This is a genomic window from Streptomyces anatolicus (assembly GCF_019400875.1).
Taxonomy (GTDB): domain Bacteria; phylum Actinomycetota; class Actinomycetes; order Streptomycetales; family Streptomycetaceae; genus Streptomyces; species Streptomyces anatolicus.
Map to the genome: position 1 here is coordinate 1 of NZ_WMBF01000065.1, position 21,531 is coordinate 21,531.

The 21,531-nt window shown below is 69.2% G+C and carries 22 protein-coding genes and 1 pseudogene; 6 read left to right on the top strand and 17 right to left on the bottom strand.

Going from position 1 to position 21,531, the window contains the following annotated elements; all coding sequences use genetic code 11:
• Positions 1 to 72: 72 nt before the first annotated feature.
• From GKQ77_RS09315 to GKQ77_RS09345, 7 genes are all read right to left on the bottom strand, one after another.
• A complete protein-coding gene (locus GKQ77_RS09315) occupies positions 73 to 1,452 on the bottom strand; it encodes a dicarboxylate/amino acid:cation symporter (protein ID WP_219688234.1) in 1,380 nt (459 codons plus the stop codon).
• Between the two features lie 360 nt (positions 1,453 to 1,812).
• Positions 1,813 to 2,130 (bottom strand): DUF4229 domain-containing protein, encoded by a 318-nt coding sequence (locus GKQ77_RS09320; RefSeq protein WP_219688235.1) that lies wholly within the window; start codon positions 2,128 to 2,130, stop codon positions 1,813 to 1,815.
• A gap of 87 nt (positions 2,131 to 2,217) precedes the next feature.
• Positions 2,218 to 3,381: an aminofutalosine synthase MqnE gene (gene mqnE, locus GKQ77_RS09325; RefSeq protein ID WP_219688236.1), complete on the bottom strand. Its 1,164-nt coding sequence runs from the start codon at positions 3,379 to 3,381 to the stop codon at positions 2,218 to 2,220.
• Between the two features lie 66 nt (positions 3,382 to 3,447).
• Positions 3,448 to 3,903, bottom strand: a complete 456-nt coding sequence (locus tag GKQ77_RS09330) for an Lrp/AsnC family transcriptional regulator (RefSeq protein ID WP_030791839.1) — start codon at positions 3,901 to 3,903, stop codon at positions 3,448 to 3,450.
• A gap of 357 nt (positions 3,904 to 4,260) precedes the next feature.
• Positions 4,261 to 4,944, bottom strand: a complete 684-nt coding sequence (locus GKQ77_RS09335; protein WP_308117599.1) for a UbiX family flavin prenyltransferase — start codon at positions 4,942 to 4,944, stop codon at positions 4,261 to 4,263.
• A gap of 10 nt (positions 4,945 to 4,954) precedes the next feature.
• Positions 4,955 to 5,860 (bottom strand): menaquinone biosynthesis prenyltransferase MqnP, encoded by a 906-nt coding sequence (mqnP, locus tag GKQ77_RS09340; protein ID WP_219688237.1) that lies wholly within the window; start codon positions 5,858 to 5,860, stop codon positions 4,955 to 4,957.
• Positions 5,857 to 7,317: a menaquinone biosynthesis decarboxylase gene (locus GKQ77_RS09345; RefSeq protein ID WP_219688238.1), complete on the bottom strand. Its 1,461-nt coding sequence runs from the start codon at positions 7,315 to 7,317 to the stop codon at positions 5,857 to 5,859. Before GKQ77_RS09345 ends, mqnP begins: the two co-directional genes overlap by 4 nt.
• Positions 7,318 to 7,406: 89 nt before the next feature.
• Here GKQ77_RS09345 and GKQ77_RS09350 point away from each other — a divergent pair, with 89 nt between their 5' ends.
• Together GKQ77_RS09350 and GKQ77_RS09355 are read left to right on the top strand one after the other, a co-directional pair.
• Positions 7,407 to 7,745: a PLD nuclease N-terminal domain-containing protein gene (locus GKQ77_RS09350; protein ID WP_219688239.1), complete on the top strand. Its 339-nt coding sequence runs from the start codon at positions 7,407 to 7,409 to the stop codon at positions 7,743 to 7,745.
• Positions 7,745 to 8,635, top strand: a pseudogene (locus GKQ77_RS09355) (LysR family transcriptional regulator); the annotation flags it as partial. The gene GKQ77_RS09350 and the pseudogene GKQ77_RS09355, both read left to right, overlap by 1 nt.
• Here the strand turns inward: GKQ77_RS09355 and GKQ77_RS09360 are convergent.
• The 9 genes from GKQ77_RS09360 to hemL form a co-directional block, all read right to left on the bottom strand.
• On the bottom strand, positions 8,538 to 9,491 hold the full coding sequence (locus GKQ77_RS09360; protein ID WP_219688240.1) for a DMT family transporter: 954 nt from the start codon (positions 9,489 to 9,491) through the stop codon (positions 8,538 to 8,540). The pseudogene GKQ77_RS09355 and the gene GKQ77_RS09360 sit on opposite strands and share 98 nt — an antisense overlap.
• Before the next feature lie 105 nt (positions 9,492 to 9,596).
• Positions 9,597 to 10,097, bottom strand: coding sequence for an SRPBCC domain-containing protein (locus GKQ77_RS09365; RefSeq protein WP_219688241.1), 501 nt, complete (start codon positions 10,095 to 10,097; stop codon positions 9,597 to 9,599).
• Between the two features lie 57 nt (positions 10,098 to 10,154).
• Positions 10,155 to 11,252, bottom strand: coding sequence for a c-type cytochrome biogenesis protein CcsB (gene ccsB, locus GKQ77_RS09370; RefSeq protein ID WP_219688242.1), 1,098 nt, complete (start codon positions 11,250 to 11,252; stop codon positions 10,155 to 10,157).
• Positions 11,249 to 12,988, bottom strand: a complete 1,740-nt coding sequence (resB, locus tag GKQ77_RS09375; RefSeq protein WP_219688243.1) for a cytochrome c biogenesis protein ResB — start codon at positions 12,986 to 12,988, stop codon at positions 11,249 to 11,251. Before resB ends, ccsB begins: the two co-directional genes overlap by 4 nt.
• A 3-nt stretch (positions 12,989 to 12,991) precedes the next feature.
• Entirely contained in the window at positions 12,992 to 13,756 is a 765-nt protein-coding gene (locus GKQ77_RS09380) for a cytochrome c biogenesis CcdA family protein (protein ID WP_219688244.1), read from the bottom strand.
• A complete protein-coding gene (locus tag GKQ77_RS09385) occupies positions 13,756 to 14,403 on the bottom strand; it encodes a TlpA family protein disulfide reductase (protein ID WP_219688245.1) in 648 nt (215 codons plus the stop codon). Before GKQ77_RS09385 ends, GKQ77_RS09380 begins: the two co-directional genes overlap by 1 nt.
• Positions 14,404 to 14,469: 66 nt before the next feature.
• Positions 14,470 to 15,702: a polysaccharide deacetylase family protein gene (locus GKQ77_RS09390; RefSeq protein ID WP_219688246.1), complete on the bottom strand. Its 1,233-nt coding sequence runs from the start codon at positions 15,700 to 15,702 to the stop codon at positions 14,470 to 14,472.
• A 190-nt stretch (positions 15,703 to 15,892) separates the two neighbouring features.
• Positions 15,893 to 16,540 carry a histidine phosphatase family protein gene (locus tag GKQ77_RS09395; protein WP_219688252.1) on the bottom strand — a complete coding sequence of 216 codons (648 nt, stop codon included), beginning with the start codon at positions 16,538 to 16,540 and terminating at the stop codon, positions 15,893 to 15,895.
• 41 nt (positions 16,541 to 16,581) lie between these two features.
• Positions 16,582 to 17,907, bottom strand: a complete 1,326-nt coding sequence (gene hemL, locus GKQ77_RS09400) for a glutamate-1-semialdehyde 2,1-aminomutase (RefSeq protein ID WP_219688247.1) — start codon at positions 17,905 to 17,907, stop codon at positions 16,582 to 16,584.
• A gap of 163 nt (positions 17,908 to 18,070) precedes the next feature.
• Between hemL and GKQ77_RS09405 the strand changes: the two genes are divergently transcribed.
• Positions 18,071 to 18,703, top strand: a complete 633-nt coding sequence (locus tag GKQ77_RS09405) for a hypothetical protein (protein ID WP_219688248.1) — start codon at positions 18,071 to 18,073, stop codon at positions 18,701 to 18,703.
• Positions 18,704 to 18,770: 67 nt separating this feature from the next.
• Here GKQ77_RS09405 and GKQ77_RS09410 read toward each other — a convergent pair whose 3' ends face one another.
• Complete coding sequence (locus GKQ77_RS09410) at positions 18,771 to 19,193, bottom strand: ATP-binding protein (protein WP_308117600.1); 423 nt, start codon at positions 19,191 to 19,193, stop codon at positions 18,771 to 18,773.
• Positions 19,194 to 19,406: 213 nt separating this feature from the next.
• On the opposite strand from GKQ77_RS09410, the gene GKQ77_RS09415 reads away from it, so the two are divergent.
• From GKQ77_RS09415 to GKQ77_RS09425, 3 genes are all read left to right on the top strand, one after another.
• Positions 19,407 to 20,660: a helix-turn-helix domain-containing protein gene (locus tag GKQ77_RS09415; RefSeq protein ID WP_219688249.1), complete on the top strand. Its 1,254-nt coding sequence runs from the start codon at positions 19,407 to 19,409 to the stop codon at positions 20,658 to 20,660.
• Complete coding sequence (locus tag GKQ77_RS09420; RefSeq protein ID WP_219688250.1) at positions 20,645 to 21,169, top strand: GNAT family N-acetyltransferase; 525 nt, start codon at positions 20,645 to 20,647, stop codon at positions 21,167 to 21,169. Before GKQ77_RS09415 ends, GKQ77_RS09420 begins: the two co-directional genes overlap by 16 nt.
• Positions 21,170 to 21,219: 50 nt before the next feature.
• The coding region (locus GKQ77_RS09425; RefSeq protein WP_504739859.1) for a GNAT family N-acetyltransferase at positions 21,220 to 21,531 on the top strand (312 nt) is incomplete at its 3' end.

The window sequence follows — 21,531 nt, forward strand, 5'->3', positions numbered from 1 at the left end:
GCCAGCGCACACGAAAGAGCCCCGCCCCGGATCAACTCCGGGACGGGGCTCGGTCGTTCACCACAAGTGCCGTCAGGCGGTCGCGGGCACCGCCCGCGACGAGTCGCCCTCGGCCGGCCCGGCCGACCCGAAGTCATCGAGCGGCGACGCCGAAGCACTCTCGTACGCCTCCCGGTCGAGGATCTTCTCGCGGGCCGCGACGATCACCGGCACCAGCGCCTGCCCGGCCACGTTCGTGGCGGTGCGCATCATGTCCAGGACGGGGTCGATGGCGAGGAGCAGACCCACGCCCTCCATCGGCAGACCGAGCGTGGAGAGGGTCAGCGTCAGCATCACGGTCGCACCGGTCAGACCGGCGGTCGCCGCCGAGCCCACCACCGACACGAACGCGATGAGCAGGTACTCCTTGACGCCCAGGTCCACGTCGAAGATCTGCGCGACGAAGATCGCGGCGATCGAGGGGTAGATGGCCGCGCAACCGTCCATCTTGGTCGTGGCGCCGAAGGGCACCGCGAAGGAGGTGTACTCCTTCGGCACGCCGAGCCGCTCGGTGACCTTCTGGGTGACCGGCATCGTGCCGACCGAGGAGCGCGAGACGAACGCCAGCTGGATCGCGGGCCAGGCGCCCTTGAAGAACTGGAGCGGGTTCACCTTGGCGACGAACGCGAGCAGCAGCGGGTAGACGCCGAACATCACCAGGGCGCAGCCGATGTAGATGTCCGCGGTGAACGTCGCGTACTTGCTGATGAGGTTCCAGCCGTAGTCCGCGATGGCGAAGCCGATGAGGCCGACCGTGCCGATCGGGGAGAGCTTGATGACCCACCACAGGGCCTTCTGGAGGAGCGCGAGGACCGACTCGCTCAGCTCCAGGATCGGCTGCGCCTTGTCGCCGATCTTCAGTACGGCGACACCGGCGACGGCGGCCATGAAGACGATCTGCAGGACGTTCAGCTCGGTGAAGGGCGTGATGACGTCCTTCGGGATGATCCCGGTGAGGAAGTCGATCCAGGAGCCCGCATCCTCGGGCGCCTTGCCGTCCTTCGGGGTGAGGCCGGTGCCGGAGCCGGGGTTGGTGAGCAGGCCGATGGTGAGGCCGATGGCCACCGCGATCAGCGACGTGATCATGAACCACAGCAGGGTGCGGGTGGCGAGCCGCGCCGCGTTGTTGACCTTGCGCAGGTTGGTGATGGAGACCAGGATCGCGAAGAAGACGAGCGGGGCGACCGCGAGCTTCAGCAGCCCGATGAAGGTGCTGCCCACCTTGTCCAGCGTGGTGACGAGCCAGGAGACGTCCTGGTCGCGGGCGATCCAGCCGAGCAGCACACCGAGCACGAGACCGGCGAGGATCTGCGCCCAGAAGGGGATCTTGAGGAACTTGGTTATCCGGAAGCGGGACTCGGGCTTCTCGGTCTGGCCCGCCTTGTCGGCGGGCGGCGCGGAATTCGCGGACACGGACACACTCCGGTGAGGAAAATCAGGGGGAGGGGGACGTACGGGAGCGGCGACCGCGAAGGGTCAGCGGGGCCGCTGCGGCGGGGGTCACGGTCAGACGTGACAGGCCGCGGACATGCAGCGGCAGAGGTCGACATGCAGGCGCGCCACGAGCGGGACGCTCATCGCGTGGTGGTGCGCTGCTGCTGTCTTCATGTCGAATACGTTAACACTCGTACTTTGAGAACATCAAAGGTCTTGTTTGAGGTAACGGCTCCCCAGGAAGCTCCCCCGGGAGACCCGGGAAGCCCCCGCACGCACAGAACCCCGGCCCGGAGCGGCGTGCTCCGGACCGGGGTCCCGATGAGTGTGTGACGAAGCTTACGAGCCCTGCGCCTGCGCCCTGCCCTGCGAGCGCGCACGCGCCACGTCGTCCGCCTCGTCCTCCTGGGTGCGGTTCGCCTCCAGGTTGGCCTTGGCGCGGTCGACCTTGGCGACGACCTGCTCCGAGGCGCGGTCACGCTCCTTGCGGAGCACCACGAAGCTGATGGGGGCGGAGACGACCAGCGCGAGCAGCAGCACCCACAGCAGGTTCGAGTCGCCGAGTCCGCGCGGCAGGATCTCGGAGTAGACGAGGCCCCAGACGACCACGAAGCAACCCACGAAGATTCCGAGGCGCATCAGCGTGTAGCGGAGCATGGCAATCCACTCTTCCGTTCCGAAATGGGCCCGAGCTGGACGAGCCTCTCCAGTGAAGCATGGCGGAGCCCGCGCCCGGCAAGGGGGTCAGACGCGCATCGCCTGCGGCGTCTCCCGCAGCATCGGGTCGGGGCCCTCGTACTCCCGGATCGCCTCGTAGCGCGTGTTCCGCTCCACCGGGCGGAAGCCGGCCTCGCGGATCAGGTCGAGCAGGTCCTCGCGGGTCAGCTTGTTCGGGGTGCCGAAGTTGTCCGCGTCATGCGTGATCTTGTACTCGACGACCGAGCCGTCCATGTCGTCGGCGCCGTGCTGGAGCGCGAGCTGCGTCGTCTGGAGGCCGTGCATGACCCAGAAGACCTTGACGTGCGGGACGTTGTCGAAGAGGAGGCGCGAGACGGCGAAGGTCTTCAGGGCCTCGGCGCCGGACGCCATGGTGGTGCGCGCCTGGAGGCGGTTCCTGACCTTGCCGTCCTTCACGTCGACGAAGTCGTGCTGGTAGCGCAGCGGGATGAAGACCTGGAAACCGTTGGTCTCGTCCTGGAGCTCCCGCAGGCGCAGCACGTGGTCCACCCGGTGGCGCGGCTCCTCGATGTGGCCGTACAGCATCGTGCACGGGGTCTTCAGACCCTTCTCGTGCGCGAGGCGGTGGATGCGGGACCAGTCCTCCCAGTGGGTGCGGTGGTCGACGATGTGCTGGCGCACCTCCCAGTCGAAGATCTCCGCGCCGCCGCCGGTCAGCGACTCGAGACCGGCCTCGATCAGCTCGTCCAGGATGTCGGATGCCGACATGCCGGAGATCGTCTCGAAGTGGTGGATCTCGGTGGCCGTGAAGGCCTTCAGGGAGACGTTCGGGAGCGCCTTCTTCAGCTCGCTCAGCGAACGCGGGTAGTAGCGCCACGGCAGGTTCGGGTGCAGGCCGTTGACGATGTGCAGCTCGGTGAGGTTCTCGCCCTCCATCGCCTTGGCGAGGCGGACGGCCTCCTCGATGCGCATCGTGTACGCGTCCTTCTCGCCCGGCTTGCGCTGGAAGGAGCAGTAGGCGCACGACGCGGTGCACACGTTCGTCATGTTGAGGTGGCGGTTGACGTTGAAGTGCACGACGTCGCCGTTCTTGCGCGTGCGCACCTCGTGGGCGAGGCCGCCGAGCCAGGCGAGGTCGTCCGACTCGTAGAGCGCGATGCCGTCCTCGCGGGACAGCCGCTCGCCGTCCCGGACCTTCTGCTCAAGATCGCGCTTGAGACCTGCGTCCATTCCCTCGCCCTTACCTCTCCAGCGACCTACGACAAACTCCCGCCAACCGTACGCCCCCGCTCCCGCTCACTCTTCCTCGGGCAGCTCCCCGACCCTGTTCTCCCACTTCGTGGAGAGCACGATGGTTGTACGCGTCCGGGATACGCCCCGCGTGCCGCTGAGCCTGCGGATCGTCTTCTCCAGGCCGTCCACGTCGCTCGCCCTGACCTTGAGCATGTACGAGTCGTCGCCCGCGATGAACCAGCAGTCCTCGATCTCGTGCAGGTCCTTCAGGCGCCGTGCCACGTCCTCGTGGTCGGCGGCGTCGGAGAGCGAGATGCCGATGAGGGCGATGACGCCGAGGCCGAGCGAGGCGGAGTCGACGGTCGCGCGGTAGCCGGTGATGACACCGGCCGCTTCGAGGCGGTTGATCCGGTCCGTGACGCTCGGCCCGGAGAGGCCCACGAGCCGGCCGAGTTCGGCGTACGAGGCGCGGCCGTTCTCCCGCAGGGCCTGGATGAGCTGCCTGTCCACGGCGTCCATAGGTGCGATGCCTTTCATTATTCAGCGATACCGCGAGTCTATGTGTAGAATCTAAGGCGCAACAGGGTCTGCACCCTGTGAATCTTTCTCAATCTCAGCAGATCAACGACGATCCTTCAGGAGTGAGTCACCCCGTGTACTCGATCGAGATGGCCTACGCCCGTATGCGCGAGCTCCAGGACCTGGCCAACCGCTCGCGTGCGGAGGTTGCGGCGGCGCGTAGGGGCGTTAAGAAGGCTCGGGGCACTAAGAAGCGGTAGTCCCGCCGTGGGGGTCGGGGTCGGTGCCGGGTGCGGGTTCGTCTTGGTTGCTCGCGCAGTTCCCCGCGCCCCTTCGGGGCGCTCACCCTGGGGGCGCTCACCCTTCACCGGAAGCGCTCCCCAGCTGCCCTTTCCACCGGCGGTACAGGCTGTGCGGCACGTCCGCCGTGTCGAGCACCCGGCCGGCGACGAAGTCCACCAGGTCCTGGATGTGCGTCGCCCCCGCGTAGAACGCCGGGGAGGCGGGCAGCACGTTCGCGCCCGCCTCGTCCAGGCTCACCAGGTGCTTCAGCGTCTGCCCGTTCAGCGGTGTCTCGCGTACGCAGACCACGAGCCGTCGGCCTTCCTTGAGCGTCACGCTCGCCGACCGCTGCAGCAGGTCCTTCGAGAGCCCGAGCGCCACCCCCGCCACGCACGCCGTGGACGCCGGCACGATCAGCATCCCCTTCGTCGCGTACGACCCCGAGGACGGGCCCGCCGCCAGATCACCGGCCGCCCAGTACCGCACGTCCGCCAGGGACTCGTCCGGCACGTCGAAGGTGTCCGGCTTCCCGTCCGCGCCCCGCGCCAGCCACTGGCGCAGATCGTCCCGCCAGTGCGCGTCCCGGAAGGAGATGCCGGTCTCGTCGAGCAGCGTCAGCCGCGAGGCCCGCGACACGACGAGGTCGACGCTCTCCCCCGCGCCGAGCAGGGCCCGCAGGACGGCGGCGGCATAGGGCGTACCGGACGCGCCGGACACCCCCACGATCCAAGGCCTACGCTGCGTATCTCCTGGATTCACGCTGTGCAGCCTAGACCGTGAGCCCGCGGACGAGCAGATCGAGCAGCGCGCAGACGAAGAGCGCGATGCCGATGAAGCCGTTCACCTGGAAGAAGGCCCGGTTGAGCCGGGACAGGTCGTGCGGCTTCACGATCGAGTGCTCGTACAGGAAGGCGGCCGCGACGATGACGAGCCCCAGCCAGAAGAACGCACCGGCGCCCGTGTCGAGCCCGTACCAGACGAAGAGGCCCGTGGTCACCAGGTGGCAGCCGCGCGCGCCCCAAATGGCGGCCGGGATGCCGAACCGCGCGGGCACCGACTTCACGCCGACCTCGCGGTCGGTCTCCACGTCCTGGCAGGCGTAGATCAGGTCGAAGCCGCCGATCCACACGCCGACCGCGAGGCCGAGGATGACGGCCTGCCACGACCACTCGCCGGTGACGGCGATCCAGGCGCCGACCGGACCCATCGCCTGGGCGAGGCCGAGGATCGCCTGCGGGAAGTTCGTGAACCGCTTGCCGTACGGATAGACGACCATCGGGATCACCGCGATGGGCGCGAGCGCCAGGCAGAGCGGGTTGAGCAGGGCGGCCGCGCCGAGGAAGACGGCGAGCGCGATCAGCGCGCCCGTCCACGCGGACTTCACCGACACCGCGCCCGTGACCAGCTCGCGGTGGGCGGTCCTCGGGTTACGGGCGTCGATCTCGCGGTCGATGATGCGGTTCGCGGCCATGGCGAACGTCCGCAGCCCCACCATGCAGACGGTCACGAGGAGCAGCCGCACCCAGTGGATGTTCTCGTCGAGCTGGAACATCGCGGTCAGGGCGGCGATATAGGCGAAGGGCAGCGCGAAGACCGAGTGCTCGATCATGACGAGGCGCAGGAACGCCTTGGTCCTGCCCGGCTGCCGCGGGAGCGCGGCGGATGCGGAGGTCACGAGAGTCCGTACTCCTTCCAGCGACGGTCCACCTTCGAGGCGGTCTCCGGGTCGGACACCACCATCTCCGGCCAGCCGCCGTCGCGCGTGTACCCCTCCTCGGGCAGCTTGCGCGTCGCGTCGATGCCCGCCTTGCCGCCCCAGAACTGCTGGTAGGAGGCGTGGTCGAGGTGGTCGACCGGGCCCTCGACGACGGTGAGGTCGCGGGCGTAGTCCGTGTTGCCGAGCGCCCGCCAGGACACCTCGTGCAGGTCGTGGACGTCACAGTCCTTGTCCACGACGACGATCAGCTTCGTCAGGGACATCATGTGCGCGCCCCAGATGGCGTGCATGACCTTCTGCGCGTGCTTGGGGTACTTCTTGTCGATCGAGACGATCGCGCAGTTGTGGAAGCCGCCCGACTCCGGCAGGTGGTAGTCGACGATGTCCGGGACGATCACCTTGAGGAGGGGGAGGAAGAACCTCTCCGTCGCGCGGCCGAGCGGGCCGTCCTCCGTCGGCGGGCGGCCGACGACGATCGACTGGAGCAGCGGCCGCCTCCGCATCGTCACGCAGTCGATCCTCAGCGCGGGGAACGGTTCCTGCGGCGTGTAGAAGCCGGTGTGGTCACCGAAGGGGCCCTCGGGCAGCATCTCGCCGGGCTCCAGCCAGCCCTCGATGACGACCTCGGCGTGCGCGGGCACCTGGAGCGGGACCGTCTTGCAGTCGACCATCTCGACGCGCTTGCCCTGGATGAACCCGGCCAGCATGTACTCGTCCATGTCACCGGGGAGCGGGGCCGTCGAGGCGTATGTGACGGCGGGCGGGCAGCCGAAGGCGATCGCGACGGGCAGCCTCTCGCCCCTGCGGGCCGCCACCTGGTAGTGGTTGCGGCTGTCCTTGTGGATCTGCCAGTGCATGCCGATGGTGCGCTTGTCGTGGCGCTGGAGGCGGTAGAGGCCGAGGTTGCGCACCCCGGTGTCGGGGTCCTTGGTGTGGGTCAGACCGAGGTTGAAGAAGGAGCCGCCGTCCTCGGGCCAGGTGAAGAGCGCGGGCAGCTTCTCCAGGTCCACGTCGTCGCCGGTGAGGACGGTCTCCTGGACGGGGGCGTTCTCCGCCTTCACCTTCTTCGGCGGTACGTGCGTCATCGCGCCGAGCTTGCCGAACGCCTCGCGCACCCCGACGAAGCCGTGCGGCAGCTCCGGCTTGAGCAGGCCACCGATCTTCTCGCTGATCTCGCCGTACGACTTCAGGCCGAGCGCCTTCAGCAGGCGGCGGTCCGTCCCGTACACGTTCATCGCCAGGGGCATCGCGGAGCCCTTGACGTTCTCGAAGAGGAGCGCGGGGCCGCCGGCCTTCTGCACCCGGTCGACGATCTCACCGACCTCCAGGTACGGGTCGACCTCGGCCTTGATGCGCTTGAGATCGCCCTCGCGCTCCAGTGCGCGGAGCAGGGAGCGAAGATCGTCGTAAGCCATGCGTTCCAGTATCCGGCACCGGCTACCCTGGCCCCGTCACCGGGGGCACGCACGCCTCTCGCCGTCATCGCTTGGGGGACCGCGTCACCATGCTCAGGTATCTGCCGTTCGTGCTGGTCCTGGCGGTATGGATCTACGCCTTCATCGATGTCCTGAACACTCCCGAGAAGGAGATCAGGCATCTGCCCAAGGTGGTGTGGGTCATCATCGTCCTGCTCTTCGGCGAGGTCCTGCTCGGCCCCATCGCCTGGTTCGTCACCGGCAAGGTGCGGCACGCTCCCGGCACCTCCGGCGGCGCGGGGCGTTCCCGCGGCCGCGCTCAATGGGTGGCGCCCGACGACAACCCCGAGTTCCTGAAGTCCCTCAAGGACGAGCCCCGCGACGAGGACCCCGACGAGAAGAAGCGGGACAAGGGCAGCGACAGCTGATGGAGCTACGGCTGCTCGTAACCTTCGAGAAGGTCGCCACCGTCCTCAGCTTCACCCGCGCCGCCACCGAACTGGCGTACGCGCAGTCCAGCGTGACCAGCCAGATCCGCGCCCTGGAGTCCTCGCTCGGCACGGAACTCTTCGACCGGCTCGGCAGCCGCATCCGCCTGACCGAGGCGGGCACGCGACTGCTGCCCTACGCCCGGCAGATCATCGAGCTCGCCGACGAGGCGCGGGCCGCGGTCGTCGGCGCCGAGGAGCCGTCCGGCGCGATTGCGGTCGGCACCATGGAGTCGCTGACCTCCTACCGGCTTCCGCCGCTCCTGGAACTCTTCCACCACCGCTACCCGAAGGTGCGGCTCTCGCTGCGCCCCACGCTGGGCGACGAGACCCGGCAGGCGCTGCGGCAGGGGACGTACGACGTGGGGTTCCTGATGGAGCCGGGGACCGAGCACCAGGGCCTGGAGAGCGAGGTGCTCGCCGAGGAGCCGCTGGTCCTGGTCTGTGCCCCCGGCCACGCGCTGGCGGCACGCGGCGCGGGCCCGCTCACCACGGCCGATCTGACGGCGGTGCAGCTCGTGGGCACCGAGCCCGGCTGCCCGTACCGGGACCTGTTCGAGGCGGAGCTGCGGGAGCGGACGGGGACGCCGCCGCCCTTCATGGAGTTCGGCACCATCGAGGCGACCAAGCAGGGTGTGGCGGGCGGGCTCGGGGTGGCGCTGCTGCCGGCCGTGGCGGTGGCTCGGGAGCTGGCGGGGGGCACGCTCGTACGGCTGCCCTGGGAGCCGCCGTTCACCTTGTGGACGCAGCTCGCGTGGCGGTCGGGGAAGCGGCTTCCCGCGCATGTGCGGCTGTTCGTGGAGCAGGCCGTGCGTCTCGTGCGGGAGCAGAGCGCGTCCCCCGCGCCAGCGTCACCTTGAGGCTGGCCAGCACGATCAGCGGGACGCCGAGCGCCTGGACGAGCCCGATGTGGTGGCCGTAGACCGCCCAGTCGGCGACCATCGCGACCGCCGGGTAGGTGAAGGCGAGCACGGCGATCTTGGGCGTGGGGAGCTTCGCGTACGCCGCGTACATCAGGACGTACATCAGGCCGGTGTGGATCACGCCGAGGCCGACGAGCCAGGCCCATCCGGCGCCGGTGCCGCGCATCGCGCCGAAGTCGGTGAAGGGCAGCAACAGCGGTATGCCGACCAGGACTTGGACAAGGGCGACGAGGTGGGGCCGTACGCCCGTGACGCGCTTGGTGACGAGGGTGGACAGAGCGTAGAGGACGGCGGCGAGCAGCGCGAGGCCGATGCCCGCGAGCGAGCCGGTGTCCCCCGGGCGCACCCCGGAGACGAGCACGAGCCCCGCGAACGCGGCGGCCAGCCAGCCGAGCTGGGACCGGGTCAGACGCTCGCGCAGGACGAGCGCGCTGAGCAGCACCAGGAAGAAGGGCTGCGTGTGGTAGACGACGGTGGTCAGGGAGATCGAGGTGGCCTCGTACGCCTTGAAGAGGAAGACCCAGTTGAAGACGATGAAGAGCCCGCCGAGCGCGGCGAGCCCGAGCTTCTTCGGGGTGAGCCCGTGATCGCGGAAGTAGCCGCGGGCGAAGGCGTACGCGCCGAGGGCGAGGGCGCCGAACAGGACGCGGAAGAAGACGACGTTGAAGGCGGAGGCACCGGACTCCACGACGAATACGCCGAGGGTGCCGGAGAGCATCATGGCGGCGGTGAGCTGGAGGGTGCCCTTGGTCTCTGGGGTCATGGCGGGAACGTACGAGCGGGCGTACGCGCTGGTCCACGGCCCAGTGGGGCGTCCTGCCGATGGGCCGATCGGTGAAGCCGATGAGTCCTGACCGGCGGCGTCCGGTCAGTCGGCCGCGTACGTCTCCCGCAGCTCGCGCCAGCGGTCGGTGCTCCACGTCGACCAGTCCTTGGGGCGGCCCTGGAGCGCGTCGACCAGGTACTCGAAGTGGTCGTGCCACCCGGCGAGGCAGTCCAGGCGCAGGGCGTCGTCGCCCTTGAACTCGTTGGTGAAGCGCAGCGTCGTGTGGGAGGCCCCCTCCGCTTCGAGGTGGAAGCGGCACCGGCCGTGCAGGTCGATCGTGTACTCGGCGACCACGTCCGGGTCCCAGGCCGTGATCTGCCCGGAGTGCACGGCATCCTCCGCGCCGTTCAGCCAGCGCAGCGTGATGGCGCCGCCGAGCCGGGGCTCGAACACGTCGGCGGCGGCCAGCCACCCCGGCAGCCCTTCGGGGGTGGCCACCGCCGCCCAGACGTTTTCCACAGGGTGGGGAAGGCTCAGTTCGTAGTGGAGATGCTGGATGGCGCCCTCGGTCCGGCTCGTGCCCTGTCCGATCGTCTCGGTCATGGCACAAGCCTGGCCCGGAGCGGCCCGTTCCGCACCCCCGGCGCGTACGTCGGCGGGTCAGACCCCGGCGTACGAGTGCTTGCCGGTGACGAAGATGTTGACTCCGTAGTAGTTGAACAGCCAGCAGCCGAAGGCGATCAGGGCCAGGTAGGCGGCCTTGCGGCCCTTCCAGCCGGCGGTGGCGCGGGCGTGGAGGTAGCAGGCGTACGCGACCCAGGTGATGAAGGACCAGACCTCCTTGGGGTCCCAGCCCCAGTAGCGGCCCCAGGCGTCGCCCGCCCAGATCGCGCCCGCGATGATCGTGAACGTCCACAGCGGGAAGATCGCCGCGTTCAGGCGGTAGGAGAACTTGTCGAGCGAGGCGGCGGCCGGCAGCCGCTCCATCACGGACGTGGCGAACTTGCCGGGCTGCCCGCCGCTCTGGAGCTTCGCCTCGTAGCTGTCGCGGAAGAGGTAGAGCATCGTCGCGACGAAGCCGACGTAGAAGACCGCGCCGCAGAAGATCGCCGTGGAGACGTGGATCCACAGCCAGTACGAGTGCAGGGCCGGGACCAGCTGGTCGCTGGAGGTGTACAGGACGGTGACGGCGAGACCGAGGTCGAGCAGGACCGTCGTCATCAGGGGCAGGCCGAGCCAGGCCACGTTCTTCTTCAGCGCCAGCAGCACCAGGTAGACGCCGACGGCGACGGTGGAGAAGGTGATGCTGAACTCGTACATGTTGCCCCACGGCGCCCGCTGTACCGAGAGGGCGCGGGTGAGCACCCCGCCGAACTCCAGCAGGAACGCGAGCACGGTGAGGGAGACCGCGATACGGCCGTACAGGTCCCCCTTCTCGTCCCCGGCCGCCGCGCCGGGCCCGTCCGGCACGTCCCGGGCCCCGGTGACGGACCGCGTGACGACCTGCGGGCGCTCCAGGGTGGCGGTGCCGCCCTGGGCCTTGGCCTTGACGGCCACCGCGGGCCCCGCGGCCGCGGTCTTGCTCGGGGTGAGGGCGGCGGCGGTGCGGGCGACCTTGCTGCGGCTGCCGAAGAGCCACTCCGCCATGTGCGCGAAGAAGGCCAGGAGGTAGACGGCCATCGCGGAGTAGATCAGCACGTTGCTGATGTGCGCGAGGTCCTCGTTCGGTTCGGCGGCCAGGGTGGCGGCGAGATTCACTTCTCAGCCCCTTCGGCAGGTACGGCATCGGGGTCGGAGTCGGAGGCGGCTTCCGCGTCCGGGTCTGGGTGGGGGTCCGGCGCGCTCGGCGCCTTCTCGTGCGCGCTCGGCGCCTTCTCGTGCAGGTGCGCGGCGAGGTCGGACAGTTCGTCGGGGAGCTTCGCGGACTCGCTGCGGCCGAGGCCCGCCATCTCCACGACCGTGACGCCGTCGGCGCCCCGCACCGCCCGCACCCACACGCGGCGGCGCTGGATGAAGAGCGATCCGGCGAGGCCCGCGATCGCGGCGAGCGCACCGCCCAGCGCCCACACGGAGCCGGGCTCCTGCGAGATCTGGAAGGTCGCCCACTCCTTGAGGTCCTTCTCGAAGGTGATCGACCCGGCGCCGTTCGGCAGCTCCATGGTCTCGCCGGGCAGCAGCCGCTTCTTGAACAGCTCGCCCTGGGCGTCCTTGAACTTCTTCATCTTCCGGGTGTCCAGCTGGTACACGTTCTGCGGGACACCGGAGTCGACGCCGAGGCTGCCGTGGTACGCGGAGAGCGCGAGCACCGGGAAGTTCGCCGCGGGGAACTGCGAGAACATCTGGCCCTGGCCCTCGCCCGCGAAGGTCGGCACGAAGAAGGCGTTGAAGCCGAGCTGCTCCTTGTCGCCCTTCTTGTTCTTGTAGCCGTCGAGGACCTTGATGGCGCCGGTCGCGGTGCCGTTCTGGTCGATGGGCAGCAGCGGCACGGCGGCCTCGTAGATCACCTTGCCCTTGGGGTCGCGGACGGTGACCTTGGGGGCGTAGCCGTGGCCGATGAGGTAGACCTTCGAGCCGTCGACCTCCAGCGGCTTGTTGACCTCGATCGACTTCTTCTTCTCGGGGCCGTCGGCGCCCTCGCTGTAGGTGACGTTCGCCCGATAGGTGCGGGGCGTGCCGCGGTTGGGGCCCGATTCCTCGTACGTGCCCTCGAAGTCGTCGAGCTTGAAGTGGAACGGCGCCAGGTCGTCGGTGTCGAAGAGGCTGCCGGACTTGAAGTCGTCGTACTGGCTGAGGGTGTTGGAGAAGCCGTCGCCCTCCATGATCAGTTTGCCGCCCTCGGACTTGAAAAGCTGTCCGGCGGCGAAGGCGATCAGCATCACGATCAGCGCGATGTGGAAGACAAGGTTTCCCGCCTCGCGCAGATAGCCCTTCTCGGCGGCGACCGAGTCCGCGGCGAGGTCCGCCCGGAAGCGCCGCTGCTTGAGCAGTGCGAGCGCGGCGCCGTGCACCTGCTCGGGCTCGGCGTCCGTGCGCCACGTCGTGTACGCGGGCAGCCGCGTCAGCTTCTTGGGGGCGCCCGGCGGGCGGCCGCGGAGCTGGCCGACGAACTGCCAGGTGCGGGGCACGATGCAGCCGATGAGGGAGACGAAGAGCAGGATGTAGATCGCGGAGAACCACACCGAGCTGTAGACGTCGAAGAGCTGGAGCTTGTCGTAGAGCGGCCCGAGCGTGGTGTGCCGGTCCTTGAAGTCCTGGACCTTCAGCTCGTCGACGTTGCTCTGCGGGATCAGCGACCCGGGGATCGCGCCCAGGGACAGCAACAGGAGCAGGATCAGCGCGACCCGCATCGAGGTCAGCTGCCGCCAGAACCAGCGCAGCCAGCCGATCACCCCGAGGGAGGGCAGGTTCGGCGACTCCTCCTGGGGAGCGGTCGACAGGTGCTCGCCCGCGGCACCGAGGTCGTCTCGCTGCTCGGGGGCTTCGGTCTTGCTCATGGATCAGATCCCCACGGTGTAACTGCTCGTCCAGACCTGCATCTGCTGCACCATGCTGTCCCACACTCCGGTGACGAGCAGCAGGCCGGTCGCGATCATCATGATGCCGCCGATGCGCATCACCCACGCATAGTGCCGCTTGACCCAGCCGAAGGCGCCGAGCGCCTTGCGGAAGGCGACGGCGGCGATGATGAACGGAATGCCGAGCCCGAGGGAGTAGGCGACTCCGAGGAGCGCGCCGCGCTGCGGGTTGCCTCCGTCGGCGGAGAGCGCGAGGACGGAGGCGAGGGTCGGGCCGACGCACGGCGTCCAGCCGACGGCGAAGAGAGCGCCGACGACCGGGGCACCGGCCAGTCCGACGGCGGGCCGCTTGTGGAAGCGGAACTCGCGCTGGGTGAGCCACGGCATGAGCCCCATGAAGAAGAGCCCGAGCGCGATCATCACCACGCCGAGCACCGTGTTGATGGTGCTCTGGTGTTCCTTGAGGGTGTGCCCCACCGCCCCGAAGAAGACGGTGACGCAGACGAAGATCACGGTGAAGCCGGCCACGAAGAGCGCGGCGCCCGCCGCCATCCGGCCGCGCCGCGCCTCACCGAGGTCCTGGCCGCTGACCCCGGTGACGTACGACAGATAGCCGGGCACGAGCGGCAGGACGCACGGCGAGAAGAAGGAGACGAGTCCGCCGAGCACGGCGACCGGGATGGCGAGCAGCAGGGCCCCGCTCATCACGGTCTGGTTCGGGCCGGTGACGGCCGCGAGCGTGAGCATCACTTCTCCGCGACCACGGGGTCGATCATCTTGCGCAGCTTCGCCTCGTTGAGGGGCTGCTGGGTGCGGGCCGCGATCTTCCCGTCCCGGTCGACGACGAGCGTGGAGGGGATGGCGTTGGGGTTGAGCGAGCCCCGGGGGAAGCGCAGCATCAGTTTGCCCGTCGGGTCGTACACGCTCGGGTAGGGCACCTCGTGCGCCTCCTCGAAGGCGAGCGCCGGGCCGCGCTCGGGGTCGCGGGTGTTGATCCCGACGAACTCGACGCCCTTGGCCTTCTTCTCCTTGGCGACCTTCACGAAGTTCGGCGCCTCGGCCCGGCAGGGGGCGCACCAGGAGCCCCAGACGTTGATGACGAGGACCTTGCCCTTGTAGGCGTCGGCGATGTCCAGCTTCTTGCCGTCGAGGGTCTCGCCGTCCAGCTCGGGGAGCGCCTTGCGGTCCCCCTTCTTCGCGGTGGCGATGCCGTCCTTGCCCGCCACGAAGTTGGTGTTGCCGGAGCCGCCCGACATCCCGCCCGAGCCGCAGGCCGACAGTGCAAGGGCGGCGACCGCGGCGACCGCGGCGAGGAGGGTGGCGCGGCCACGGCCGCCGGGGCGGCGGCTACGGCTGCGGTTCGTGCTCTGGGGGGCGCGGCAGGCGGCACTCATGTGAAAAGTTTCGCATGTCTGTTTCGGGGATCTTCCGCACCCCCCGCGGTTGCGGAAAGTCCCATTTCAGGCGGCCTTTCCGAGTCCCTTCCAGCCACCGGCGGGCGTCTGGCCGACATCGAGGCCCTGGAGCCGCGCGAGCACCTTGGGGTCCTGTACGTCGAGCCAGTCGACGAACTGCCGGAAGGAGACGAGGCGTACGTCCTTCTTGCCCGCGATGTGCTTCAGGGCCTCCTCGACGGCGTCCATGTAGATGCCGCCGTTCCACTCCTCGAAGTGGTTGCCGATGAAGAACGGGGCGCGGTTGGTCTCGTAGGCCCGCTTGAACCCGGATATGTAGGCCTCGGTCGCCTGCTTGCGCCAGCCCGGGTAGTTGTGGGGCGGCGCCTTCGTGGAGTTCTGCGACTGGTTGGCGAGGATGTTGTAGTCCATCGACAGGACCTCGAAGGTGTGGCCGGGGAAGGGCACCGCCTGGAGCGGCAGGTCCCATACGCCCATCTTCTTCAGGGGCCAGCGCTGGCGGCCGCCGGGCGAGGAGGCGTCATAGCGCCAGCCGAGCTTCTTCGCGGTCGGCAGCAGGTTGTTCTGGCCGAGCAGACAGGGCGTGCGGCCGCCGACGAGTTCCTTGTCGTAGTCGAAGGGCAGCGACGGCAGATCGGTCCAGCCGGTATTCGTACGCCACTTCTTCACAAAGGACTTGGCCTGGTCGATCTCGTCCTGCCATTGCGCGGGCGTCCAGTTGGCGACCGTTCCGGTGCCCGTGCAGAAGTGCCCGTTGAAGTGTGTGCCGATTTCATGGCCCTCGAGCCAGGCCTGACGTACGTACTTCAGCGTGTCCTTGATGTGACCGTCGGTGAGATAACCGATGTCGGAGGCGCCGACCGCGTTGTTCGGCGGGCGGTACATGCGCTTCTTCGATTCCGGGAGCAGATAAAGCCCGGAGAGGAAGAACGTCATGTGCGCGTCGTGGTCCTCGGCCAGCTTCAGAAAGCGCGGGAAGAGGCCGTTGCCGACCTCGCCGGCGCCGTCCCAGGAGAAGACCACGAACTGCGGGGGCGTCTCACCGGGCTCCAGCGGCACCGGCTTGCCCGGCTGTTTGGGCTGCTTGCCGGTGTAGGAGGTCGATCCGTCACCGATCGGCTTGGCCGGGTGCTTGCCGGGCTCGGCCCGCCCGTCCTTCGCCTTGTCCGCGGGCCCCGAGGAATCCCCGTCGCCTCCGGTGCCGCATGCCGCGAGCCCGAAAGCCGCCGCGGCACCGGCTCCGAGCCCGAGCATTCCCCTGCGGCTGAAGTCGCGCATTCCATCCCCATTCGTCGCGCCCTTGGGTCCGCCCCGCCGTATCTGGCTTGCGGGACGGACGCCCTGTGAGAGGGCGCGACGAACAGTGGGGTTCCTGTACATCGCGGATCAACGCGGATTATTTACCGCGCTTTACCCGAAAGGGACTTACAGTGGCGAAGCGATTACGCGACGTCGACGAAATCCCTGTTCAGGCCCCGAAGGCCTTGCTCTTGCCCTTCACCGGCTTGGCGCCCGCGAGGAGATGCGCGGGCACGAGGTCACGGGCGGGCTCCGAATACCCCACCGAAACGATTTTGTCGCCGCGGTAGGTGAACGTCGTGAGCGAGGCGAGCGTGCACTGCCGCTTGCGCGGGTCGTGCCACAGGCGCCGCTTCTCCACGAAGCTGCGCACGGTCCAGATCGGCAGCTGGTGGCTGACGCAGACCGCCTCGTGCCCGCGGGCCGCGTCCTTGGCCGCGTCCAGGGCGCCCATCATCCGTACGACCTGCTCGACGTACGGCTCGCCCCAGGACGGCTTGAAGGGGTTGACCAGGTGCCGCCAGTTCTCGGGGTTCTTCAGGGCGCCGTCGCCGACGCCGAAGGTCTTGCCCTCGAAGACGTTGCCCGCCTCGATGAGCCGGGCGTCGGTGGCGAGGTCCAGGCCGTGCGCCTTGGCGATCGGCATGGCCGTCTCCTGGGCGCGGTCGAGCGGCGAGGCGACGACATGCGTGACGTCACGCTGGGACAGGTGCTCGGCGACCCGGTCGGCCATGCGCCGGCCCAGCTCCGAGAGGTGGTAGTCGGGCAGCCGCCCGTAGAGGATCCCGTCGGGGTTGTGCACCTCGCCGTGGCGCATCACGTGTACGACGGTCAGCTCGTCGCCCGCGGCGGTGGCGCTCACGCGGTGGCCTCCGTCGCTTCCGCGGCGGCGCGCGCGGCGGCCGGCAGGGCGGCGGCGATCCGCTCGACGGCCCGCTCGTCGTGGGCGGTGGAGACGAACCAGGACTCGAAGGCGGAGGGCGGCAGATAGACGCCCTGCGCCAGCATCGAGTGGAAGAAGGCGGTGAAGCGGAAGGACTCCTGCGCCTTGGCGTCGTCGTAGTTCTTCACTTCGTTCGCGGTGAAGAAGACGGAGAACATGTTGGAGGCGTTCTGCACGGTGTGCGCGACGCCCTCCTTGCCCAGCGCCTCACTCACCAGGCCCCGCAGCCGCTCCGAGACCGCGTCGACCTTGTCGTACGCGGCATCGTCCAGGAGCCGCAGCTGGGCGAGGCCCGCGGCCGTGGCGACCGGGTTACCGGAGAGGGTGCCCGCCTGGTAGACGGGACCGGCCGGGGCGAGGTGCGCCATGACGTCGGCGCGCCCGCCGAAGGCGGCGGCGGGGAAGCCGCCGCCCATGACCTTGCCGAAGGTCATCAGGTCGGGCCGCACGCCGTCGACGCCGAACCAGCCGGCCTTCGACGTACGGAAACCCGTCATGACCTCGTCGGAGATGTACAGCGCGCCGTTCTGGCGGCACAGGTCCGCGAGGCCCTGGTTGAAGCCCTCTCCCGGCGGTACGACGCCCATGTTGCCCGGCGAGGCCTCGGTGATGACGCACGCGATCTGGCCCTCGTGCGCGGCGAACGCGGCGCGCACGGCGGCCAGGTCGTTGTACGGCACGACGATGGTGTCGCCCGCCTGGGCGCCGGTGACGCCCGGGGTGTCGGGCAGGCCCAGGGTCGCCACGCCCGAACCGGCGGCGGCCAGCAGGGCGTCGACGTGCCCGTGGTAGCAGCCGGCGAACTTGATCACCTTGGCGCGGCCGGTGAAGCCGCGGGCGAGCCGGATGGCGGACATGGTCGCCTCGGTGCCGCTGGAGACGAGCCGCACCTGCTCCACGGGCTCGATGCGGGCCACGATCTCCTCGGCGAGCGCGACCTCGCCCTCGCCGGGCGTACCGAAGGAGGTGCCGCGGGCGACGGCCTCCTGCACGGCGGCGATCACCTCGGGGTGGGAGTGCCCGAGGATCATCGGACCCCACGAACACACGAGGTCGACGTACTCGCGGCCGTCGGCGTCAGTCAGGTACGGACCGGTACCGGACACCATGAAACGGGGCGTACCACCCACAGCGCGGAACGCGCGCACGGGAGAGTTCACACCGCCGGGCGTCACGGCCGCCGCACGGTCGAAAAGAGTCTGCGAAACTGGGGCGCTATACGGGAAGCTCACACGAGCCATGGTGTCAGAGGGTCCGGACATCCTGCGGACAGGTGTTTCACTCCACGTTTTAGAGGGTGACCGTGGGGGAGGTCACTGACACGATGATCGGGTTGCGTGGCGGGGGCCGCGAGGCCTAGAAAAGACAGGGCCGTGCCGCCCTGGAAATCAGTCGGGTGGAGATATGCAGCGCGGTGGCGGACTGGGCGAGGGGACCGACGGCCTGGGCCCCCGGCGTGCCCGGCGGGGCAAGCACCGACGCGAGGCTCAGGCGCCACCGGCGCAGACGCCCGACCAGCCGTTTGACGAGGCTTATGACCAGGCGCGGGGCGAGTCCGGCGAACTTCGGCAGGACCGGATGAGCAGCAGGAGTGGCGGGGTGGGGGTGACGTACAAGTACTTCGGGGCTCCGAACGGCGCGACCGCGGCCCGGGTGCCCATCTCGATGCGGCCCGAGGAGCTGGGCGGCGACGAACTGGGCATGGGTGGCATGTTCACGAAGATCAAGCCGGAGACGATGGCCGCGATGGTCCTGACCGGCATCGAGGGCATACCCCTGCATCAGGTCCCCCCGCTGGAGCTGGTCGTCCTCCACCCCGACTACGCCGTGGTGAAGCTCCCCATGACGGTCGTCGACCCGCTGCGCGGCATCGGCGAGGAGTCGGTGGGCGCCGCCGCGTTCATATGGTCCACGGTCCCGGACCGCGGCGGCCCGCGCGACGCGTTCAACGTCTACCAACTCCTCCACGAGTGGCAGGATTTCAGCCATCGGTTGCATGATGCGGGGCATCAGGCCTACTGCCTGGTGTGGCCCTGAGGCACGTGGTGGTGGGCAGCGCGGGTGGCTCCGCACGCGGCGGCGCCCGGTGGGGTCTTTGGGACGCCTAGCATCGGGGCGGCGCTTCGAGCTCGGCCCACACGACCTTGCCCCAGCGCTTCCGGTCGTACCCCCACCGCCGGCTCAGGGCATCCACCAGGAGCAGCCCGCGCCCGCCCTCGGAGTTGCCGTCGGGGTCGCCCATCTCGGGGGCCTCGCCGCAGTTGTCGGCGACACCGATGCGCACCACACCCGCGGTTGACCGTGTGACCAGGACGCGGACGACACGGCATCGAGTGTGATCGATGGCGTTGCCGACCAGCTCGGCGACGATCTGCACCCCGTCCCCGGCCAACTCGCCTATATCCCATGCACTCAGCGCGGCGGAGACGAGCAGGCGCGCCCGGCGAGCGGATTCCGGCACGCACGGCATCGTCTCGGTGTAGCCGGGGGCACCGGATGCGGTAGATCTGGCTTCGGCCCTGGTCACGAGAACACTCCTCCGGGGGCGGGCTCTCCTCATTCCGTCGAGAGGAAGGGAGCGCCACAGAGCTTTCGACGGGGTGGTACCGAGTCAACGGCCTGAGCCCCGGGAGAAACAGGAAAGGTCGCGCTTCCACCGGTCGTCCTGGACCGGAAGACTTTGCGATCCCGTAACCTGCGGCCTGGAACGGCCGGTGACTGCGGGTCTACCTTCGAGGCCATGGGAGCGAACGCCGCCCTCAAGGGCCGTATGGACGAACTCGGGCTCACCCAGGACGAATTGGCCGACCGTATGAACTCCGCACTCGCGGTGATCACCGGTCGGCCCGGCGATGTCTCCGCCCGCACAGTCCGCAATCTGTTGAACGGCGCTTCATGCCGTCCCATCGGTCGTACGTGCGCGGCTCTGGAGCTGGTGTTCGGCTGCCCGGTCGAGGACTTGGGGTTCAGCGCCCCCCGCGCCATGCCATACCCGCAGGAGGGCCCCGTGCGGCGTCGCACGTTCATCACCTCGGCCACCGGGACCGCAGCCGCCGCCGTTCCGTTGGTGACTCAGCGCCGCGCGGTCGGCATGTCGGATGTCGCTCGTGCCTCCGCCGGGATGAATGCCTTGGTCGAGGCCGACGACCGCCAGGGTGGACACGCGGAGCTGGAGAGGTCCGCCCTGAAGGGCCGCGCCGGCGTGCTGGAGCTGCAGCAGCGAAACGCCGGTGAACGCGTTCGCCGCGCCCTGTACGCACTGGCCGCCGAGTACACGACCATCGCGGCCTGGTCCTGCATCGATGCCCGCAACCTCGACCAGGCGCAGAGGTATCTGAACGAATCGTCCACCTACGCCGGTCTGTCCCAGGACGGTCCCACCGAAATGCGTGTGTGGGTCAACCTCTCGATGCTCGCCTATCAGCGCCGGAACTGGCCCGAAGCCCTCGCAGCGGCCCAGGCCGCACAGACCTCCACGGCTGCTCGCCGCGATCCCCTCTTCGACTCGCTGGCCCGGGCACGCGTGGCCCTCGCCTACGCCGCCCTCGGTGATGGCCGCGTCGCGGTGCGGTCCCTTGGCGGGGCCCAAGACAGCTTCAGCAAGGCGCCGGGGCGGGAGCGTCCTCGCTGGACAGCTTTCTACAGCCGGCCCGAGCTCGATCACCTGGCCGCAGTCGTCCACTCCAGCAGCGGAGCCCACGCCCTCGCCGAAGCCATGGCCCACCGCGCTCTGACCCGGATCCCGACCGCTTTCCGCCGCAACAGGGCACTCGCGACCGCCCAACTCGCCCTCGCGCAACTGCGCCAAGGGGAAGCCGAGCAGGCGATGACCACGGCCGCCGACGTCTTCACGATCATGGATGGCGGTGCTCTCCCCGGCCGCATGCGCACCCTCATCGGTGACTTCCACCGGGGCCTGTTCGCCTTGGAACCGCCCGCCGCCTACGCACGAGACTGGGCGGACCGCATGCGGACTGAATGGAGCCGAGCGTGATGGACCTACGTCACTTCCAGCACGGCAGCCTTCCGGGGGGCTTCCGACAGATGCTGATCGACGTACATGCCGACGCCTACGCGGACCAGATGGATGACCCCTTCCATCAGCGCTTCGCCTGGTTCGTCGATCACTGGACCGGTATGGACGGCTTCTCCTGCGTGGTGGCCTACGACGGGGAGGAGCCGGTGGGCTTCGCCTACGGCGCCCCGCTCGCCCCAGGCCGTGAATGGTGGCGTTCCACCGAGTACAAGCCGGGCGAGGACCGCAGCTCCACCTACGCCGTCTCGGAGGTCATGGTGCGCCCCGGTTGGCGCAAACAAGGCATCTCGGAGCGACTCCACGAGGCCCTGCTGACAGAACGTACGGAGGACGTCGCCGTGCTCCTGGTCGACGTGACCCACCCCAAGGTGCAGGAGCTCTACGAGTCGTGGGGGTACGTCAAGGCCGGCGAGCAGCAACCGTTCGCCGACTCCCCGGTGTACGCGGTCATGGTCAAGGAGCTCTGAGACTCCGGCGAGCAGGTTCCGTTGTCGGACCTCGCCCTTAGCGTGGGGGTATGGAGCGATCACAGCAGCCGGACCTGCGCCTCGAACCCTGGTCGGACGAGGGGGGCCTGGCACTTCTCACGGGCCTCAACACCCCCGAAATGACGGAGCACTTGGGCGGTCCCGAGACGCCCGAGAAGCTGGCGGACCGCCATCTGCGCTATCTGCGCCTCGGCGGGCCCGACGGCCCCGTCGGCGGGGGCCGGATGTTCCGCATCACGCTGGGCGGTGAGACGGCCGGGGCGATCGGGTACTGGGAGACGACCTGGCAGGGCGAGGCGGTCTGGGAGACCGGGTGGGGGGTCCTGCCCGGGTTCCAGGGC

What these genes read in the sequence shown, in the direction of transcription:
- GKQ77_RS09320 (WP_219688235.1), bottom strand. Translation starts at nt 2,130, where the DNA reads ATGCTCCGCTACACGCTGATGCGCCTCGGAATCTTCGTGGGTTGCTTC.
- mqnE (WP_219688236.1), bottom strand. Translation starts at nt 3,381, where the DNA reads ATGGACGCAGGTCTCAAGCGCGATCTTGAGCAGAAGGTCCGGGACGGC.
- GKQ77_RS09330 (WP_030791839.1), bottom strand. Translation starts at nt 3,903, where the DNA reads ATGGACGCCGTGGACAGGCAGCTCATCCAGGCCCTGCGGGAGAACGGC.
- GKQ77_RS09345 (WP_219688238.1), bottom strand. Translation starts at nt 7,317, where the DNA reads ATGGCTTACGACGATCTTCGCTCCCTGCTCCGCGCACTGGAGCGCGAG.
- GKQ77_RS09350 (WP_219688239.1), top strand. Translation starts at nt 7,407, where the DNA reads ATGCTCAGGTATCTGCCGTTCGTGCTGGTCCTGGCGGTATGGATCTAC.
- GKQ77_RS09360 (WP_219688240.1), bottom strand. Translation starts at nt 9,491, where the DNA reads ATGACCCCAGAGACCAAGGGCACCCTCCAGCTCACCGCCGCCATGATG.
- GKQ77_RS09365 (WP_219688241.1), bottom strand. Translation starts at nt 10,097, where the DNA reads ATGACCGAGACGATCGGACAGGGCACGAGCCGGACCGAGGGCGCCATC.
- resB (WP_219688243.1), bottom strand. Translation starts at nt 12,988, where the DNA reads ATGAGCAAGACCGAAGCCCCCGAGCAGCGAGACGACCTCGGTGCCGCG.
- GKQ77_RS09380 (WP_219688244.1), bottom strand. Translation starts at nt 13,756, where the DNA reads ATGCTCACGCTCGCGGCCGTCACCGGCCCGAACCAGACCGTGATGAGC.
- GKQ77_RS09385 (WP_219688245.1), bottom strand. Translation starts at nt 14,403, where the DNA reads ATGAGTGCCGCCTGCCGCGCCCCCCAGAGCACGAACCGCAGCCGTAGC.
- GKQ77_RS09390 (WP_219688246.1), bottom strand. Translation starts at nt 15,702, where the DNA reads ATGCGCGACTTCAGCCGCAGGGGAATGCTCGGGCTCGGAGCCGGTGCC.
- GKQ77_RS09395 (WP_219688252.1), bottom strand. Translation starts at nt 16,540, where the DNA reads ATGCGCCACGGCGAGGTGCACAACCCCGACGGGATCCTCTACGGGCGG.
- hemL (WP_219688247.1), bottom strand. Translation starts at nt 17,907, where the DNA reads ATGGCTCGTGTGAGCTTCCCGTATAGCGCCCCAGTTTCGCAGACTCTT.
- GKQ77_RS09405 (WP_219688248.1), top strand. Translation starts at nt 18,071, where the DNA reads ATGCAGCGCGGTGGCGGACTGGGCGAGGGGACCGACGGCCTGGGCCCC.
- GKQ77_RS09415 (WP_219688249.1), top strand. Translation starts at nt 19,407, where the DNA reads ATGGGAGCGAACGCCGCCCTCAAGGGCCGTATGGACGAACTCGGGCTC.
- GKQ77_RS09420 (WP_219688250.1), top strand. Translation starts at nt 20,645, where the DNA reads ATGGAGCCGAGCGTGATGGACCTACGTCACTTCCAGCACGGCAGCCTT.